Here is a 16,917-nt window from a genome sequence, read left to right as displayed (position 1 = left end):
TGCCGCCGACCACCCACGCCACACCCCAACTGCGCAGCAGTTCGGGAGCAAGGCGACTCGGCGCTTATGCGCCGCCCCGGCGGAGCGCCAGCGCGGGGCATCGGCCCGCGCGAACAGGCGCGTGAGCCAAAATAACCGAGAATTCATGTTCGAACCGTTGCCGGAAGAGACCGACCGGCGTTAGAAGAATTCCCAAGAAGGCCCAGGATTGGTGCCCAATTGGAGGAAATGCAACGATGTCACACTTTGCACGGGCTATCGCTGCCGTGTGTCTGGCGCTGGCGCCCGTCGCGGCCATCGCGGCCGGAGACCCGAGGGTCGTGGAGCTGCTGTTCGAATCGCGCCATCTCGATTTGATCGACAAGGGGGCCGGCGTCACCTACCGCTTCGAAAAGAAGGGTTCGAACGAGCAGCTCGTCGGCAAGAACCTCACCGACGAATTGCGCCTCAACGTATCGAGCGTGAACGGCAAGGGCGAGCGCGACGTCGTATTTCACGTTTTCACCGGCGAGCAGGCGCGCGACCCGCAGAACTGGCCCGATCTGACAATCAACCCGCTCTTCGTCTGGTATCTGGACCGCGCTGTGACGAACTTCCGTTATCTCGCCGGCGGCGACGCCCGCTACCTCAAGCGGAAATTCCAGTTGGCCCTGCGTGACTCGGCCAAGATCCAGGACATCAAGTACGAGTTCGACGGCAAGACAATCGACGCTCAAAAGGTGACGATCCGCCCATACGCCGACGACGTTCGCAACAAGGACAAGATGCAGGGTTTCGAGAACACCGAGTTCACCGTCGTGGTGAGCAAGGAGGTGCCGGGGTTCTTCGTCGATCTCACGTCGAGCTTCGTGAGCACGCAGGCCGCGGCCCCGAGCATCGAAGAGAAGATCACTCTGGTAGGCATGGGAGAGGCGAAATGACGATGAAGCGATTTGCATACGCTCTGGCCGCTGCCTCCGCAGTCATGATCGCGGCGGGCTCGTCGGCCATCGGCGACGACTGTCCGGAAAAGGACACCAAGCTAAAGCTTCCCGACATCTCGAACGACTATCCGACCAACGTGCGTGCCGACTACGTCTATGGATGCATGCTGGTCAACGGCATGACGCGCGATGTCGTCGACCGCTGCTCGTGCTCGATCGACGTCATCGCCTCCGTGCTGCCCTACGATCAGTACGAGGAAGCTGAAACCATCCTGTCGGTGCGCCAGCGCGGCGGCGAGAGCGTGGCTTACATGTACGGGCCGCTGTTCGTCGAGAAGGTCAGCAACCTGAAACGCGCCCAGGTCGAAGGCGAAGTTCGCTGCTTCTGATCTGCGCGCGCAAAGGACAATCAAAAAGGGCGCCTCGCGGGGCGCCCTTTTTCTGTTTGCTCTCGCCAGAGCGCCTTCAACTCAAACGGAGGCGGGTCGGGTATTCCGCGACACTGTCCCTCCCCAAAAGGGGGAGGGGAACGGTGCGGTTGCGCTTACACAGAACATGCGCCAGCGGCGAAGCCTGACCCAGGTCTTACGAGCCCCTCGGCTCGGCGCGTCCGGTGAACGTCCGCCCGTCGGTATCCTCCGCGGTGACCTCGATCGTGTCGTCCGTCCCGCTCGCATACGTGAAGCGGATGTTCGGATCCTCCGAGAGCGAGATGCCGCCTTCGACGCGGAACACACGCTCGCCCCCGCGCGTGACGTCGATGCTGCGCAGGAACTTGGCCGGGATGTAGTAGCCGGTGACCTGATTGAGCTGCAGGCCCGAATACTGCGGATGGCGGATCATGACCTGCCCCATGCGCTGGCCAGTTACTGTCGCTGTCGCTGTCGCGTCGCCGGCGAGATGGCGGATCTGCATGCGCCCCGCATCTGCGAGCGCCGCGTCCGTATCCTTGAGCGCCGGTGCCGAGCACCCGCCGGCCGCCTTCACGAACTTCGTCGCCATCAGCAGGCGGCCGTCGTCGGTCTCCACAATGGCACGCACGTTGGAATACATGTCCACCCTGACGCGCGTTTCGATCACGCGCTCGCCCGACCCCGCCGCCGGCCCGAACGTGAAATCGCCGACGACCGGCGCGGGGTTCAGGTCGATGACGAGCGTGAGCTTCTTAACGCGGTCGGCCATATGTGCGGGGATGCGCACCGTGAGCGGCACCAGCGCGGCGTCGTCCGCACGGTAGGGCGCTTCGAGTGTCACGGCGGAGGTATCCTCCACCACCGTCCGCGCGCCGAAGATATCCTTCTCAAGCGCCGGCCAGATGTCTTCGTCCGTTGCCGATGCGCTATGGAACGCACCAAAGGCGATCATCGCTGAGACCGCCAGCATCGCGAGGTGCGGAAAGCGAAGCAGGCTCTTCTTCTGCGGGCCCTGAATCATCAAAGTTCTCCAGTCCGGCGGGATTACTCCCATTCAAGTTCGGCAAACGCAGCCGAGACATTTCTCCCATGATACGCATCAAAAAGTTCCCATGCACGCCTTTCCGAAAGGCCGACGCTCTGGGTGGCCTCCGACAGGGTGCGGTTGTCGGCGATCATCTTGCGGATCTCGCCGGTGATGACCTGAAGGTAATGGCGGATCGGCCTCGCCGCGTCCGGCCAGCCCATGGAGGAGGGGCCATGACCGGGCACAACGCGTTCCGCCGGCTCTGCCGCCAGCGCGTCGAGAACCGCCATCCAGCCGAGGATCGACCCGTCGATCGTCGGGATGTGCTCGGCGAAGACGAGATCCCCGAGGAACACCGTCCCCGTCTGGCTGTCGCGCACGGTCAGATCGTTATCCGTATGCGCGGTGGGGTGCGGCGTCAGCACGATCTCGCGGCCGCCCAGATCGAGCGTCGTCGGCGCATCGATGAGCTGGCTCGGAATGACGATTTTCGTCCCCGCGAAAGCGTCCGGCCCGAGATCCTGTTCGTAGACGGCGAGATACCGCTCGGCCCGGGCCGCCAGACCGCGTGCGATCTTGTGGTGCCCGACGAAGGTTGTGCCCTCGACCTCGAACGCGGCGTTTCCCAGCACATGGTCGGGATGCATGTGGGTGTTGATCACATAACGGATGGGACGGTCGGTGACCGCGCGCACGGCCTCGTGGAGCTGTGCGCCCACCTTGGCGCTGCCTCCCGTATCGATCACGGCCACCGCCTCACGGCCCACGATGAACCCCATGTTCGCGTGGTCGCCCGCGTTTTCCCGTGTGGCAACCGCAACCTCTCCCCGGTGTGCGAAGACGCCGGGCGCGATCTGGTCGACGAACGGATGCAGCGCGGAGCCTGTCGCCGTCTCCGCGCGGCCGGTGCGCAAACCGGCTGGGAGGATCAGGAGCGCCGCGAGCGAAGATGCAGCCGTGAGGAGCGCGCGCCGGCCCACGGTTCCGAGCGGGAGCGCATCGGGGCGGGGAGGCGGGAGAGTTCGAACGGCGAGGCGCGGAAAAGGCGGGCGGTTTCGGGTCACGCGGTGCGCCTCCGATGCTCTGAGCGGATCCTTGATCGACGGTAGCCGCCCCTGATCGACGGGCACCGCACAACAGAGGTACCGAGATGCCACCCACGCTTCAACGAGCGCTTTTGCAGGAAGACTCAAAGCGCGGGACAAACTTCCGTCCGGGCACGGCAAAGACTGGGATAAATTCCCGATATTTCGGGAAGAAACACGTAAGCATGGGCTGGGAAAAGCGCAAAATATGCCCACATAAAATTTTCAAAGGACAAAAATTATTCACAAAACTTTTCAAATGTCAATGGGGCGACGGGCCACCTTGTCATGGGAAAAATTAGACGTGCAGCGCACCATTTCATCCCGCAGCGCAAAAACTCCAATGATACCTATCGTAAAAAGGGTCAGGCCCCTTGTCCTATTGGTGTTGCAATAAAATTCGCTTCACGGATTGCCTTGCGGACCTCACGAGAAAGTGTCTAAAAGGGACCACGGTAGTGATGGCTTCAGGAGGGTCCCCAGTGCGGGAACTCCATTCGTAAGCCAACGGAAAGACACGGGAAATAATCCCGGGAAACCGTAGCTGGGCTGTGACACGCTGTCGTTCGCTGCCGCTTGCAAGCGTGGCAAGAACTTTAAGGAGGAAGCGCGATGCGCAGAAGTGCACTCGCATACGGGCTGCTCGCCTCAGTCGCTCTGACTTCGCCGGTGATGGCGAATGACGACGTGAAGAAGGCGTCCGCGGACCCCAACAACTGGGCTATGCAGTCCGGTAGCTACAACAACTGGCGTTACTCGGAACTCGATCAGGTCAACAAGTCGAACGTCAAGGACCTCCGGGTCGCTTGGCAGTTCTCGACCGGCGTCCTGCGCGGTCACGAGGGCTCGCCGATTGTGATCGGCGATCGCATGTGGCTCCACACGCCGTTCCCGAACAACGTCTTCCAGCTCGACATCTCCGACCCCGTCGGTCCGAAGATCGTCTGGAAGTACACCCCCAAGCAGGATCCGTCGGTCATCCCCGTGATGTGCTGCGACACGGTCAACCGTGGCGGCGTGAACATCGTCGGCGATACGCTGATCTTCGGTCAGGCTGACACCACTCTCGTCGCGCTCGACGCCAACACGGGCAAAGAGAAGTGGAAGACTGTGAACGGCGACCCCAAGAAGGGTGAGACGCACACGGGCTTCACGCTTGTCGTCGGTGACAAGGTCATCATGGGTACCTCGGGCGCTGAGTTCGGCGTTCGCTGTCACGTGACGGCTTACAACATCGCTGACGGTACGCGCGCTTGGCGCGCCTACTCGATGGGTCCGGACGAAGACATCCTGGTCGACCCGGAGAAGACCCTGTCGCTCGGCAAGCCGGTCGGCAAGGACTCCTCGCTCAAGACCTGGACCGGCGACCAGTGGAAGATCGGTGGTGGCTCGACCTGGGGCTATGCCTCGTACGATCCGGATGCCAACCTCTTCTACTACGGCACGGGCAACCCCTCGACCTGGAACCCGGCTCAGCGCGCTGGACCTGACGGTAAGCAGATCGACCAGAAGTGGTCGATGACCATCTTCGCTCGTAACCCCGACACCGGCGTTGCAGCGTGGGCTTACCAGATGACCCCGTTCGACGAGTGGGACTACGACGGCATCAACGAGAACGTCCTCGTTGACCTCAAGGTCGGTGGCGAGGACCGCAAGGTTCTGGTTCACTTCGATCGTAACGGCTTCGCCTACACGATCGATCGTCTCAACGGTGAAGTGCTCGTCGCTCAGCCGTACGACGAAGACCTGAACTGGGCAACGCACGTCGACCTCGACAAGGACAGCGCCACTTACGGTCGTCCGATCGTCGTCGCGTCGAAGTCCACGTTCCTCAACGGTCCCGACGTGAACTCGAAGTACGTCTGCCCGGCTGCCCTTGGCTTCAAGGACCAGCAGCCTGTCTCGTACTCGCCGCTGACGGGTCTGTTCTACGTGCCGGTCAACAACGTTTGCATGGACTACGAGCCGTTCCAGGTTTCTTACACGCCTGGTCAGCCCTACGTCGGTGCGACGCTGTCGATGTTCCCGCCTGAGGGCAAGACGAACACCGGCCACTTCACCATCTGGGACGCCGCTGAAGGCAAGATCGTGCATCAGCATGACGAGCCGTTCTCGGTCTGGTCGGGTGTTCTCACCACGGCTGGCGGCCTTGCCTTCCACGGCACGCTTGACGGCTACTTCAAGGCGCGTGACCAGGAAGGTGGCGCTGAGCTCTTCAAGCACCGTCTGCCTTCGGGCTCGATCGGCAATGCTTTCACCTACTCGCAGGGTGGCAAGCAGTACGTCGGCATCTTCTCGGGCGTTGGTGGCTGGGCCGGTATCGGTCTCGCAGCTGGCCTCGACAAGCCGACGGACGGTCTCGGCGCGGTCGGCAACTACGCTGGCCTGAAGAGCTACACCGACCTCGGTGGCACGCTCACGGTCTATGCGCTGCCTTAGTTTGGCTCGCTAAGAAAACGGACCGGCGCGGGGCAACCCGCGCCGGTTTGTTGCTGGAAAGTAATCTTCAAGACGACTTGTCGCGGCGGGCGGACGTCACCAAGTCGTGAAGAAGATCCGAACGCAAATGCACCGTATTGTGAAGGCCTGAGAGCAGCTTCGGCATTATAAGGAACAGAGCTGAAGCTGGTCGGAGCTTCAACGTAACAGGGGACGCGCGTGAAAAGATTTGGTTTTGGTATGATCGTTGCCGCTGGTGTAGTGGCAGTTTCTATGGGATCTGCAATCGCAGACGATGACAAGTCGGCAATGCCCGATCCGGCCTTCGAGAAGCAATTCCAGGAAGGCAAGGAATTCAAGGACGGCAAGTGGACGCTGCCCGACGGCACGCCGACCTATGACGTCAAGCGGAATCCCGAGAATACGGATCACGTGGTTCAGGTCGACTGGAACACCTATTCCGGCTGGCGCCGCTACCATGCTGAGTGCCACGTATGCCATGGTCCGAACGCGGAAGGCTCGACGTTTGCGCCAGCCCTCAAGGACTCGCTCAAGACCATGGATTACGCGAAGTTCCTCCAGGTCGTCGCGGGCGGTCAGGAAAGCGACATGGGCGGCACCAAGTCGGTCATGCCCGCGCTCGGCGATAACCCGAACGTCATGTGCTACATCGACGACATCTACATCTATCTCCGCGCCCGTTCGACGGATGCGCTGCCGGGTGGCCGCTTGAGCGCTGACCAGCGCGCTGCGAAGCCGCAGGAAGCGATCGACTACGAAAAGGCCTGCGTAGGAGGCTAACGAGATCGGTGGTTCGGCGGCTGCCTCATAAGAACGAGAGAGAAAATCCCATGAGAACGCACGCCCTTCTAGCTCTCTTCCTTGGCAGCCTCGTCGTCGCTCCTGGCGGCGCCGGGGCTGCCGAGGGCCATCTCGCGGATGCGGTCAACCGCAACGTCTTTCGCGTTTGCGCAACGCCCGGAAACTTGCCGTACTCGAACGAGAAGGGCGAAGGTTTCGAAAACAAGATCGCCGAGATCTTCGCCGACGAACTCGGACGTCCCGTCGAGTACACGTGGTTTCCGCAAGGGCTCGGCTTGGTTCGGATGACGCTGGCGGCCCGGCGCTGCGACGTCATCATGGGCACCGTCCAGGCGGACGAATACACGCTCAACACCAATCACTACTACCGCACGACCTACGCCATCATCGCCAAGAAAGGCAGCGGCCTTGAGGACGTGAACTCGATCTATGACGAGCGGCTCAAGGGCAAGACCATTGGCGTCCAGGCAGGCGCTCCGGCCGCCGATCATGTTGCCCGCGCTGGCCTGATGCCGAACGCGCGCTCGTATCGCTTCATGGTCGATACGCGCCACGAGAGCCCGCCGCGCGAAATGATCCAGGACATCGAGAAGGGCGAGATCGACGCGGGCGTGCTGTGGGGCCCTTACGCGGGCTACTACGCGAAAGAGTTCGGCGATCTGGTCGTCAATCCGATCGTCGAAGCGCGCCGCCCCGGCACCGAACGCCTCGACTATCGCATCACCCTCGGCGTACGCGTCAACGAGGTGCAGTGGAAGCACGAGATCAACGACGTGATCACGAAGCGTCAGGGCGATATCGACAAGATCCTCCTCGACTACGGCGTGCCGATCATCGACGAGGACAACAAAATCATTACGGAGCCGCGCGGCCCCGTGAAGGCCACCGGCTCCAACTAAAGCCCATCTCCATCTGGCTTGGGCGGAGATTGACGCCGGGTGTGCACATGTGTACGCCCGGCGTATGTCGTTTGGGGTGGTTCAGAGGAGCAGTGGCGTGCGATTGGGCTGTGTGACGGCGGTCTCTGTGACGACCGGCGCCTTTTCGACATCGGCACGCACGCGCGCATGGATAGCCGCCGCGGTCTTCGTGCTGCTCTCCACCCCGCATATATCCGCCGCCATCGCGGGCGATGTGCCGGAACTCGAAGGCTACAGAACCGACGACTACCGTGCGCCCGTTCCTCTCACCTTGAAGGGTGCGCGCACGATCGATGCGGACGATGCCGAAAAGATCGTCCGCGAAGGGCGTGCGCTCTTCGTCGACGTCTATCCCCGCGCGAAAAAGCCGCCAAACCTCCCGAAAGGGACCATCTGGCGCGACCCGACCCACATGAGCATGAAGGGCGCCCACTGGTTGCCGAACGTGGGCTACGGCGTGCTGTCCGACGAGTTCGAGGACTACTTCAAGACGCGCCTGGCGACGTTGACGGAGAACGATCCGGCACGCCCCGTCGTTTTCTTCTGTCAGCGGAACTGCTGGATGTCCTGGAATGCCGCTAAACGCGCCCTCGAATGGGGCTATACGGATGTGCTCTGGTTTTCCGAGGGAACGGACGCTTGGCAGGAGCACGGCTTCGACCTCGTGAAGGTGGAGCCGGTCCCGTAACGTAGCGGATAACGAGGCTCACGCGGCCTGGCGCCGTGAGGCGTGCCAGCTTCCCGGCGGCAGGGCGGGTCCCGGTCCAAGGAACGCCTGCGGGCCGACAGAGCCACTTCGCCATCCCGACAGATGGAGTTAGCTGCTCATCCCGTTGCGGATTGCGCGCGTCAGCATGAACAGCCGCTCTTCGATCAGAACCGGCAGCTCACACGCGAGCGGAATGTTCGTCTGACGCTCGTGAAAAATACGCTGCGCCCAATCGAACTTCTCTTGAGCGTCCTTGAGCTTGGCGGCTGCGTCGTCGTCCGTTGAGGCCTTATCCTGAAGCGTGGAGATGGCCGAGCTCTGCCGCTCAAGCTCCCGCGAGCGCTCCTGCTGCGATCGCTGATAGCGCTCGATGCCCGCCATCACGCCGCGGCGTTGCGTCGTCGCCCGGTCGAACAACCCGGCAAACAGCAGCGTCAGCCGTTCGTCCTTCTTGTCGTCCGGCTGCTCCTTGGCAAAGGCCTCGACGGCTCCTTCGGCTTGGTCGACGGGAATGCGGCGGCTCGAAAGAACCTCGATGAGCGCGGAAACATCCGTGTCCAGGAACCATCCCTTGACGTCGTCGATGGGCGGCCCGTCCCAGATCTGTGCAACCGACAGCGTATCCACCTTGCGCTGTACGCAGGGCCAGGCCGAGGTCATGTCGATCGGCGGCGGTGCGGGCTCGCCCACGGCGGGCATCGGCGTCACCGCCGGCCCCCCCGCGGCTGCTGGGGCGGATTGGAGTGCGAACGACGCGCCGAAGAGGAAGGCCGCGCCGAGGACGATGGATGGGATCGAAGCGTTCTGAGCGGTGCTGGTCATTTTTTGTCTCTCGTTGGTCCAGTTCGCCGAAGAAGCTGAAACAGGCTTTTGAAATCTCCACCTTGGGGATGGGCGCGAGATCTCAGCTCGCTCTCGCGCCCGGGCCGCCGCGCCGTGCGATCAGGCCCTTGGAGGGGTTATAGGCATAAACCGCCGCCCCAAGGAAGAACACCGTGTAGCCGATGACAACATACAGATTTGTAAGGTCGATCGAGCCGTCGCTGAGGCGCGGACCGACCTGCCCGTAAAGGGCGAAGCGGATCAGTTCAACCGCATAAGTGAACGGGTTAACCCTGCAGATCTCGTAGAGAAGCGGGCTCGATTCCCGGATGCGCCACAGCGGGTAGAGCGCGGAGGAGGCGAAGAACATCGGGAAGATGACGAAGTTCATGACGCCCGCGAAGTTCTCCAGCTGGCGGATCACCGATGAGATGAACAGCGCCATGGCGCCGAGCATCAGCCCTGCGAGGATGATCGCGGGCGCCACCGTCAGGTAGCCGATGAGCGGCGGCTCGATCTCCCAGAAATAGCACACCGCAAGGAACGCGTACGCTTGCAGGAGCGCGACCGCCACCGACCCGATGAGTTTCGAGAGCAACAGGAAGGAGCGCGGGAACGGGCTCACGAGCAGCGTGCGCATGGCGCCCGTCTCGCGGTCGTAAACCATCGATAGCGAAGACTGCATCGCGTTGAAGAGCAGGATCATCGCGATCAGGCCCGGCGTGATGAACGTCTCGTAAAGCACGTAGGTCTGATACGGCGGAATGATCGAGACGCCGAGCACCTGCCGAAAGCCGGCCGCGAAGATGAACAGCCAAACGAGCGGCCGGACGAGTGCGGAGAAGAAGCGTTCGCGCTGATGCAGGAAGCGGAGCACTTCCCGCCAGACGATTCCGCGGAAACACGCGAGATACGCGAAGAAACCGAGCCCTCGCGGCGCCTGATCGGCCATCGGACGGACGACATCGACCTTGTTCATGCCGCATCCTCCTCCGACTGGGTGCCGGTGAGTATGCGGAAGGCATCCCGTGCATTTGCCGCCCCGGCAGCTTTCAGAAGCTCGGGAACCTGGCCGGTAAACAGCACCTGGCCCTTGTGAAGAACGACGACGCAATCGTCGGGCGCGATCTCGTCGATGAGATGCGTGGCCCACAAGACGCCGAGTCCCTGGCGTGCCACGAGGTCACGTACGATTTTGATGACGCTCTCGCGCGAGCCGATGTCCAGCCCCACCGTTGGCTCGTCGAGCAGCAGGCAGCTCGGTCGATGTAGCAGGGCGCGCGCGATCTCCACGCGCCGCGCCTGTCCACCTGAAAGATTGCGCACCTTCTCGTGCGCGCGATCCGCCAAGCCGACGGTTTCGAGGGCTTCCTGGGCCCGCTTCTTGGCGTCGCGCCGGCCGAGACCGTGCAGGGCGGCGTGATAAAGCAGGTTCTGCTGAAGCGAGAGATCGGAATCGAGCGTCCGCGACTGGAACACCACGCCGAGACGTTGCAGCGCAGCGCCCGGTGTCCGCCGAACGTCGCGGCCGAGAATGCGGATCTCTCCGGACACGTTGTCGTAGAGGCGCGTGATCAGCGCGAACAGGGTGGATTTGCCGGCGCCGTTGAGGCCGAGCAGAACCGCAAACGAACCCCGCGGTACGGTCAGCGACACGTCGTCGAGAACGCGCTTGTCGCCGAAGCTGTGGCTCACGCTGTTGACGACGAGCGCGTCGGGCGAGGAGGTCTCGGATGTTGTGCTGGCGATGCTCACGTGACGGATAAAGTCCCTTGCTGATCCGTTGCTGCGAGGGCCTGGCCGCTCCGCGGAGAGACGCCCGGACGGATCACGACAAAGTGCGCGCAGCGCTGGCGTTCGGTCTCGTGCTGCCGTCACGAGTTTGAATTCTACCCTTCGAAGCCCACATCGCCGAAGCGTCCGTAGACGTCGGGCGAGATGAAAGCGCATTCACGTCTGCCAGTCGATGAGAAATTGAGCGAGGTGCTTTCCCGAACGGAATGGAAGTCTCGCCAATATCCCTGCTGAAAACGGAAAGCCATCGCCACCGGAGTCATGAAACGGAACGCGCGGTGTGCGCGCTCCGTTTTCCCCTGACCTAGTTAGGCGCGGCGACCACACCCCACGGGTAGCGGCCCACGCGGATCGACTTCGTGACCTTGAGCGATGCGACGTCGATGACGGAAACGTCGTTCGATGTGCCGTTCGTGGTGAAAAGAAGCTTCTCGTCGGGTGTGAAGCCGAGGTTCCACACGCGCTGGCCGACGAGCAGATAGCGCTCGACCTCGCGCGTGGCGACATCGACCACGGCAACGCGGTTGGACGGCCCGAGCGCGACGAACGCCTTCTTGCCGTCGCTCGTGATGCGCACGCCGACCGGCTGGATCGCGTCTTTCGTGATGCCCTGGATTTCGAAGTTGATCTTGGCGAGAACCTCGCGGCTCTCGGTGGCGATCACGGTGACCGTGCCGCCGATTTCCGCCGACACCCACACTTCCTTGCCGTCGGGCGTGAATTCCGCCACGCGCGGACGGCTGTCCACGAGCACGTTGTCGATCACCTTGAGGCTCTCGGTGTCGATGAAGTGCGCCATGTTGGTGGTTTCGGACGTGTTGACCAGCCACTTGCCGTCCGGGCTCATGCCCATGCCCTCGGGCTCCACGCCGACCGGAATGTCCGTGATGATGCGGTTTTCGAAGATGTCGACGACGGTGACGAGGTTGTCGTCTTCGTTCGAGACGTAGAGCGGGTTTCCGGAGGTGTGCAGGATCGGCAACTCGGGATCCGGTCCCGACGGCAGATCCTTCACCAGTTCGTAGGTCTGCGTGTCGAATACCTGCAGCTTGTTGTCGTCGCTCACGCACACGATGACCCACTTGCCCTCGTTCCCGAGGATGATGCCGCGTGGACGGTTGCCGGTTTTGATCGTGTGGATGACCTCCAGCGTCTCGCTGTCGATCACCGAGATCGTGTTTTCCTTCTCGTTCGAGACGAACACGCGGTATGCGAGCGCGTTCGAGGCGGAGAAGGCCAGCATGACGCCGGCAAGGAGTGCCAGTGCGAAGGCCGTGCTTTGTCTTTTCACGTTGAAGCTCCTTGGGGTCGTTCGCTCAACTTATTGAAAGGCGGTGCATTTGGTTTCGGGCCGGTCGACGCCCAGCGTGTCGAGTTCCGAGAACTCGTGCAGGAATCCAGGCTGCGGCGAGACCGTGACGTGGATCTTCGGAGTGACGATGAAGATCGGCTGGCGAAGCTGTCCGTTCCACGAGCGGTACGTCAGCTTCTGGCCTTTGAATGCGGCAAGATCGAACTTGTCCGATCGCATGTAGTCGATCAGCGTCTTGGCATCCGACGAGTTCGTGCGCGAGGCCGCTTCGCCGACGGAGCGTACGGCCGTCCAGGCGTTGTAGTCGATCGGGCGCATCTGGCGCTTCGCGAGACGTTGGAAGCGGTTCTGGAACTGCGTGCCGCCCCAAAGCTCGACGGCGGGATGCCAGGCGGTCGGATAGAGGCCGGCCGTCCCCACGACGGGGCGTGAGATCCATGTCCGGTAAGGAAAATACTCGCCGAAGAGTTCGCCTTCGTCCGCGATCACGACGACATCGTGATCCGGCGCGCCTTGCATGAAGCTCGGGATCTGTTGCTGGATCTGCTCGAAGCCACCGTCGGCGCGCCGGCTGCCCGGCTCGTACTCGAACATCCGCTCGTCGACGATCTTGAGGCCGAAGCGCGTCGCGGCCCGCTTCAGCGCATCCGCGAACGCCTTGTCCTCAGGTGTCGGGCCGACGACCAGCAGCCAGTTGCGCCACTGTTTCCAGGCCAGATACTGAGCGAGCGCGTCCGCCAGCATCGTACGCGACGGTGCCGTATGCTTGACGTTCACGCGGCAGTTCTCTTCGCGCAGGTCCTCGTCGGGCGCTGCGACGTTGAACACGACGGTGTCCTTGTCCTTGAGAGCGTCGGCGAGCTTCAGCAGCGTCTCGGCCCGGGCATCGGCGACGACGAACGGGAAGCCTTCGTCGACTTTCTTGACGACGTCGGCCACGAGCGCGTCCGCGTTCGCATTTTCGACGGAGTCGAGAGTGAACTCCTGCTTGAGAAAGCGTCCGGTAGTGTTGTTGTCATCGATCCCGAGCTGTGCGCCGGCAAGCCCGTCATCGGGCGGCGGAATATCGAGAAGCGAGAGCGGAGGCAGGCGATCTTCCTGAATCTCGCGAGCCATCAGGATGCGAATTTTCAGAATGTCGTCTTTTGGGGTGTCCGCAGCAGGGGCCTGGGCCTCGGCGGGAGCGGTCTGGGCCGGAGTTTGAGCTGCGCCCTCTCCGGCATAACCCGCAGATGTCGCTGTAGAAACAAGGGCCGCGCAGGCGACAACGAGGGTGAACCCCCTAAGGAAGGAGGGGCTTGGACGGCACAAAACAGACCGGGCGGGCCGAGGCGCCGGCCCAGCATACACTCTCATGCGTTTATCCTCCCGCCAGGCTTGTTCGGCACCGCCGAAATGCCCGGGTACATTGTAACATCTTCCCCGGGAACATCGCATCGAATTGCCAATTGTCAAGTTCACCGAACTTGGTGCTCTCGTTTTTGTTACAGGCTGTGAGGAGGGCGGTGCGGAGTTTAGGGCTTGCCAATCCAAGCGCATCGAACGCACGTTATAGCGTAAGAACTAAAGTCTATGTGAGGAACGGCGAGGCACGATGACGAAGGGGCGAAACGCGGGTTGGTTGACTGTGCTGGCGGCGGCGATCCTATCGCTTCCGGCGGCGGCCGAAGCGGGTCCCAAGCTGCTACTTTTCCCGATCGAAATGTCGATTCCGCGAACGGAGATGGATTTTTTCGCCCCCGCAGTGGGACCTTCTCCCGCGGAGCAGGAACGCCTCGAAAAGGCGAACGCCGAACTTGCCAAGCTGATTGAAGCCGACGGGCGATACGATCTCGTGGACATCGCGCCTCATCGCGCCGATATCGAAGCGGCACAGCCCATCTCCGAATGCAACGGCTGTGAGATCGATATCGGTACCAAGGCCGGCGCCGATCTCCTGATGGTGAGTGTGCTGAACAAGATATCCGAGACGCATCTGAGCCTGACGGTCTCGCTGGTCGACGTCGCCAAGAGCGGGGTGGTGAGCAATTCGAGCGTGCTGATTCAGGGCAATACGGACGAGTCCTGGCAGCACGGGGTCCGCTGGCTCGCTCGCAACCGCTTGCTGGTGGCCGAGGGCAACCCGCAATGATCGACAGGCGCCGTCTCCTCTGCGGCACGGGCCTCGCCGTGGCCGCGGGCTTCGTGCCGTGGCCGCTCGCAGCGGGCGGCAGCGGCGCGCCTCTGCGGCTGGCGTCAGTGCGTTTCGGCTCGCTCTCCTGGGTCATCGAAACCGTTCGAGCCCTCGAACTCGACACGAAGGCCGGCCTCCCGATCGAAGTGATCGAGGTTGCGTCGAACCAGGCCGGCCCCGTGGCGCTGCTGGGTAACGGCGCCGATGTCATCGTATCGGACTGGACCTGGGCCATGCGCCAGCGCGCGCTGGGAGAAAAGCTGAAGTTCGCGCCCTATTCGTCCGCGGTTGGCGCACTCGTCGTCCCCAACGACAGCGACATCCACGGCGTGCAGGATCTGCAAGGCCGCCAGCTCGGCGTCGCGGGCTCCGCGATCGACAAGAGCTGGCTTTTGCTGCGCGCCTATTCGCAAAGATTGATCGGCCGCGACATGGCCCGGTATGCCCGCGCCTCGTATGGTGCCGCGCCGCTTCTCAACGAAGAGCTGCGCTCGGGACGGATCGAGGCCGTCCTCAACTTCTGGACCTATGCCGCGCGCCTCACCGGCACGGGCTATCGGGAGGTCATCTCCGTCGGCGAGATCATGAAAGCGCTCGGCGTCGATCCCGTGCCCTCGCTCGTCGGATTCATCTGGAAGGAATCCTACGAGGCAACCAACGCGCGCGAGCTGCAAACCCTGCTTGCCGTTGTGCAGGAGGCGAACCGGATCCTCGCCACCGACGACAGCGCCTGGGACCGTTTGCGCCCGCTCGTGAAGCCCGAGTCCGATGGCGAATTCGAGGCGATCAAGGCCGCCTACCGGGCAGGTATCCCCGATGCGTGGGGGAGTGCGCAGACGGAGGCGGCGAAAAAGCTTATGGAGGTGCTCATCGAGGCGGGCGACGCCGAGTTGATCGGCCATGGCACCAACTTCGACCCCGGGCTCTTCCACCATGCAGCGACCTAGTCCGTTGAGAAGCGCAGAAACGCCGGAGTGGGTCTCGCGACTTACGTGGAGCCTCGGCTCGATCGTGGCGTTCTTCGTCTTCTGGGAGGTGATGGCGCTCCTCATCCAGCACCGTCATCTGCCGGGCCCCTCCGTCGTTTTCGCGGCCATGATGCGGGAGGCCGCAAGCGGCGAGCTTCTCTATCACATCGGCATGACGCTCTATCGCGTGGCTATTGCCTTCACGCTCGCCATGCTGATCGGCTCGGCCATCGGCATTGCCCTCGGCCGCAACGGCAAGGCCGATCGCTTCTTCGATACCTGGCTCATCCTGTTCCTGAACCTGCCGGCGCTCGTCGTCATCATCCTGTGCTATGTCTGGTTTGGCCGCACCGAGCTGGCCGCCATTTTCGCCGTCGCCATCAACAAGATCCCGAACGCGGCCGTGACCGTCCGCGAAGGTGCCAGAAGCCTCTCGCGAGATCTTGCCGAAATGGCGCACATGTACCGCTTCGGCTACTGGCGGACGCTGCGCCACGTGACGCTGCCGCAGCTCGCACCCTTCTTCCTGGCCGCCGCCCGCAACGGCCTTTCGCTTGTCTGGAAGATCGTGCTCGTCGTCGAGTTGCTCGGCCGGTCCGATGGCGTCGGGTTCCAGCTCGGCATCTATTTCCACATGTTCGACGTCGCGATGATCCTGGCCTACGCGCTCGCCTTCATCTTCGTCGTGCAGATCATCGAGTTCGGCGTCCTTCAGCCCCTCGGCAACAGGGTGAACAGATGGCGGCGGTAACCGACACGGCGACGGGATCGCTGAACGTCCGCGTCGCGCGCAAGATCTATCCCGCCTCCGGCCAGCGCGAGGCGCAGCCCGTCCTGAACGGCATCTCGATCGACATCGAACCGGGATCGTTCGTCGTGCTCACGGGCCCGTCCGGTTGCGGCAAGTCCACGCTGCTCAACATCATCGCCGGGCTCGACCGCGACTTCGAGGGCGAGGTGAAGCTCGGCGGCCCCGAGACGCACCTCGGTTACATCTTCCAGTCGCCGCGCCTGCTGCCCTGGCGCACCGTGCGCGAGAACATCGAGCTTGCGCTTCCCGCAGGCGATCCGCACGTCGAACGGATCGACGACATGCTGCGCCACGTCGGCCTCGAAGGCTTTGCGTCTCAATATCCCGAGCGGCTTTCGCTCGGCATGCAGCGCCGCGCGGCGCTTGCTCGCGGCTTCATCACCGAGCCCGACGTGCTCTTGATGGACGAGCCCTTCGTCTCGCTGGACGACCCCACGGCGCAGGGTCTGCGCGAGCTTCTGATCGGTCTTTGGAACCGCCGCCCGACGACGGTGATCTTCGTCACGCATGACCGGACCGAGGCGGTGATGCTGGCCACCCGCATCTTGCGCATGTCGAGCGCAAATGCGACTATCGTCCAAGACGAGACCGTGCGCCTCTCTCCGTCCGAGCGGACCGACAGGGACAAGGTGCTGGCCGAGCAGGAACGCATTTTCCGCGACGGATAAAAACAAGTCCGCGAGACGTGAGCCCCCAAAG

At 62.8% G+C, this 16,917-nt stretch carries 17 protein-coding genes; 10 read left to right on the top strand and 7 right to left on the bottom strand.

All coding sequences use genetic code 11. The features are described from left to right. Positions 1–236 precede the first annotated feature (236 nt). Both W911_RS12905 and W911_RS12900 read left to right on the top strand, forming a co-directional pair. Complete coding sequence (locus tag W911_RS12905) at positions 237–920, top strand: hypothetical protein (RefSeq protein ID WP_023787989.1); 684 nt, start codon at positions 237–239, stop codon at positions 918–920. Then, entirely contained in the window at positions 917–1,312 is a 396-nt protein-coding gene (locus W911_RS12900; protein ID WP_023787988.1) for a hypothetical protein, read from the top strand. The genes W911_RS12905 and W911_RS12900 overlap by 4 nt, the downstream gene beginning before the upstream one ends. A gap of 196 nt (positions 1,313–1,508) precedes the next feature. Here W911_RS12900 and W911_RS12895 read toward each other — a convergent pair whose 3' ends face one another. Both W911_RS12895 and W911_RS12890 read right to left on the bottom strand, forming a co-directional pair. Beyond that, positions 1,509–2,357 carry a quinoprotein dehydrogenase-associated SoxYZ-like carrier gene (locus W911_RS12895; protein WP_023787987.1) on the bottom strand — a complete coding sequence of 283 codons (849 nt, stop codon included), beginning with the start codon at positions 2,355–2,357 and terminating at the stop codon, positions 1,509–1,511. Positions 2,358–2,380: 23 nt separating this feature from the next. After that, a complete protein-coding gene (locus tag W911_RS12890; RefSeq protein ID WP_244438523.1) occupies positions 2,381–3,427 on the bottom strand; it encodes a quinoprotein relay system zinc metallohydrolase 2 in 1,047 nt (348 codons plus the stop codon). A gap of 633 nt (positions 3,428–4,060) precedes the next feature. On the opposite strand from W911_RS12890, the gene W911_RS12885 reads away from it, so the two are divergent. From W911_RS12885 to W911_RS12870, 4 genes are all read left to right on the top strand, one after another. Continuing rightward, positions 4,061–5,887, top strand: a complete 1,827-nt coding sequence (locus W911_RS12885; RefSeq protein WP_023787985.1) for a PQQ-dependent dehydrogenase, methanol/ethanol family — start codon at positions 4,061–4,063, stop codon at positions 5,885–5,887. A gap of 273 nt (positions 5,888–6,160) precedes the next feature. Next, positions 6,161–6,688, top strand: a complete 528-nt coding sequence (locus W911_RS12880) for a c-type cytochrome, methanol metabolism-related (protein WP_023787984.1) — start codon at positions 6,161–6,163, stop codon at positions 6,686–6,688. 50 nt (positions 6,689–6,738) lie between these two features. Continuing rightward, positions 6,739–7,608, top strand: coding sequence for a substrate-binding domain-containing protein (locus tag W911_RS12875; protein WP_023787983.1), 870 nt, complete (start codon positions 6,739–6,741; stop codon positions 7,606–7,608). 97 nt (positions 7,609–7,705) lie between these two features. Further along, a complete protein-coding gene (locus W911_RS12870) occupies positions 7,706–8,317 on the top strand; it encodes a PQQ-dependent catabolism-associated CXXCW motif protein (protein ID WP_244438521.1) in 612 nt (203 codons plus the stop codon). A 129-nt stretch (positions 8,318–8,446) separates the two neighbouring features. Here the strand turns inward: W911_RS12870 and W911_RS12865 are convergent, their stop codons facing one another. The 5 genes from W911_RS12865 to W911_RS12845 form a co-directional block, all read right to left on the bottom strand. Continuing rightward, a complete protein-coding gene (locus W911_RS12865) occupies positions 8,447–9,160 on the bottom strand; it encodes a hypothetical protein (protein ID WP_023787981.1) in 714 nt (237 codons plus the stop codon). An 82-nt stretch (positions 9,161–9,242) separates the two neighbouring features. Continuing rightward, on the bottom strand, positions 9,243–10,139 hold the full coding sequence (locus W911_RS12860; RefSeq protein WP_023787980.1) for an ABC transporter permease: 897 nt from the start codon (positions 10,137–10,139) through the stop codon (positions 9,243–9,245). Then, positions 10,136–10,909 (bottom strand): ABC transporter ATP-binding protein, encoded by a 774-nt coding sequence (locus W911_RS12855; RefSeq protein ID WP_041318699.1) that lies wholly within the window; start codon positions 10,907–10,909, stop codon positions 10,136–10,138. The genes W911_RS12860 and W911_RS12855 overlap by 4 nt, the downstream gene beginning before the upstream one ends. Before the next feature lie 349 nt (positions 10,910–11,258). Further along, positions 11,259–12,197: a YVTN family beta-propeller repeat protein gene (locus tag W911_RS12850; RefSeq protein WP_144083683.1), complete on the bottom strand. Its 939-nt coding sequence runs from the start codon at positions 12,195–12,197 to the stop codon at positions 11,259–11,261. A gap of 78 nt (positions 12,198–12,275) precedes the next feature. Continuing rightward, positions 12,276–13,382, bottom strand: coding sequence for an ABC transporter substrate-binding protein (locus tag W911_RS12845; RefSeq protein WP_023787976.1), 1,107 nt, complete (start codon positions 13,380–13,382; stop codon positions 12,276–12,278). Positions 13,383–13,893: 511 nt separating this feature from the next. Here W911_RS12845 and W911_RS12840 point away from each other — a divergent pair. From W911_RS12840 to W911_RS12825, 4 genes are read left to right on the top strand one after another with little or no spacing between them, the layout of a single operon-like run. Next, positions 13,894–14,397 (top strand): DUF3280 domain-containing protein, encoded by a 504-nt coding sequence (locus W911_RS12840; protein ID WP_158412867.1) that lies wholly within the window; start codon positions 13,894–13,896, stop codon positions 14,395–14,397. Next, positions 14,394–15,386, top strand: a complete 993-nt coding sequence (locus tag W911_RS12835; protein WP_023787974.1) for an ABC transporter substrate-binding protein — start codon at positions 14,394–14,396, stop codon at positions 15,384–15,386. The genes W911_RS12840 and W911_RS12835 overlap by 4 nt, the downstream gene beginning before the upstream one ends. Continuing rightward, the gene (locus tag W911_RS12830; protein WP_051388558.1) at positions 15,373–16,158 is read left to right on the top strand and encodes an ABC transporter permease; all 786 of its coding nucleotides are present in this window, start codon (positions 15,373–15,375) and stop codon (positions 16,156–16,158) included. Before W911_RS12835 ends, W911_RS12830 begins: the two co-directional genes overlap by 14 nt. Beyond that, positions 16,146–16,886, top strand: coding sequence for an ABC transporter ATP-binding protein (locus W911_RS12825; RefSeq protein WP_023787972.1), 741 nt, complete (start codon positions 16,146–16,148; stop codon positions 16,884–16,886). The genes W911_RS12830 and W911_RS12825 overlap by 13 nt, the downstream gene beginning before the upstream one ends. Positions 16,887–16,917 lie beyond the last annotated feature (31 nt).

The sequence above is a fragment of the Hyphomicrobium nitrativorans NL23 genome (genome assembly GCF_000503895.1).
Taxonomy (GTDB): domain Bacteria; phylum Pseudomonadota; class Alphaproteobacteria; order Rhizobiales; family Hyphomicrobiaceae; genus Hyphomicrobium_C; species Hyphomicrobium_C nitrativorans.
This window is presented reverse-complemented; position numbering and strand designations above follow the sequence as displayed.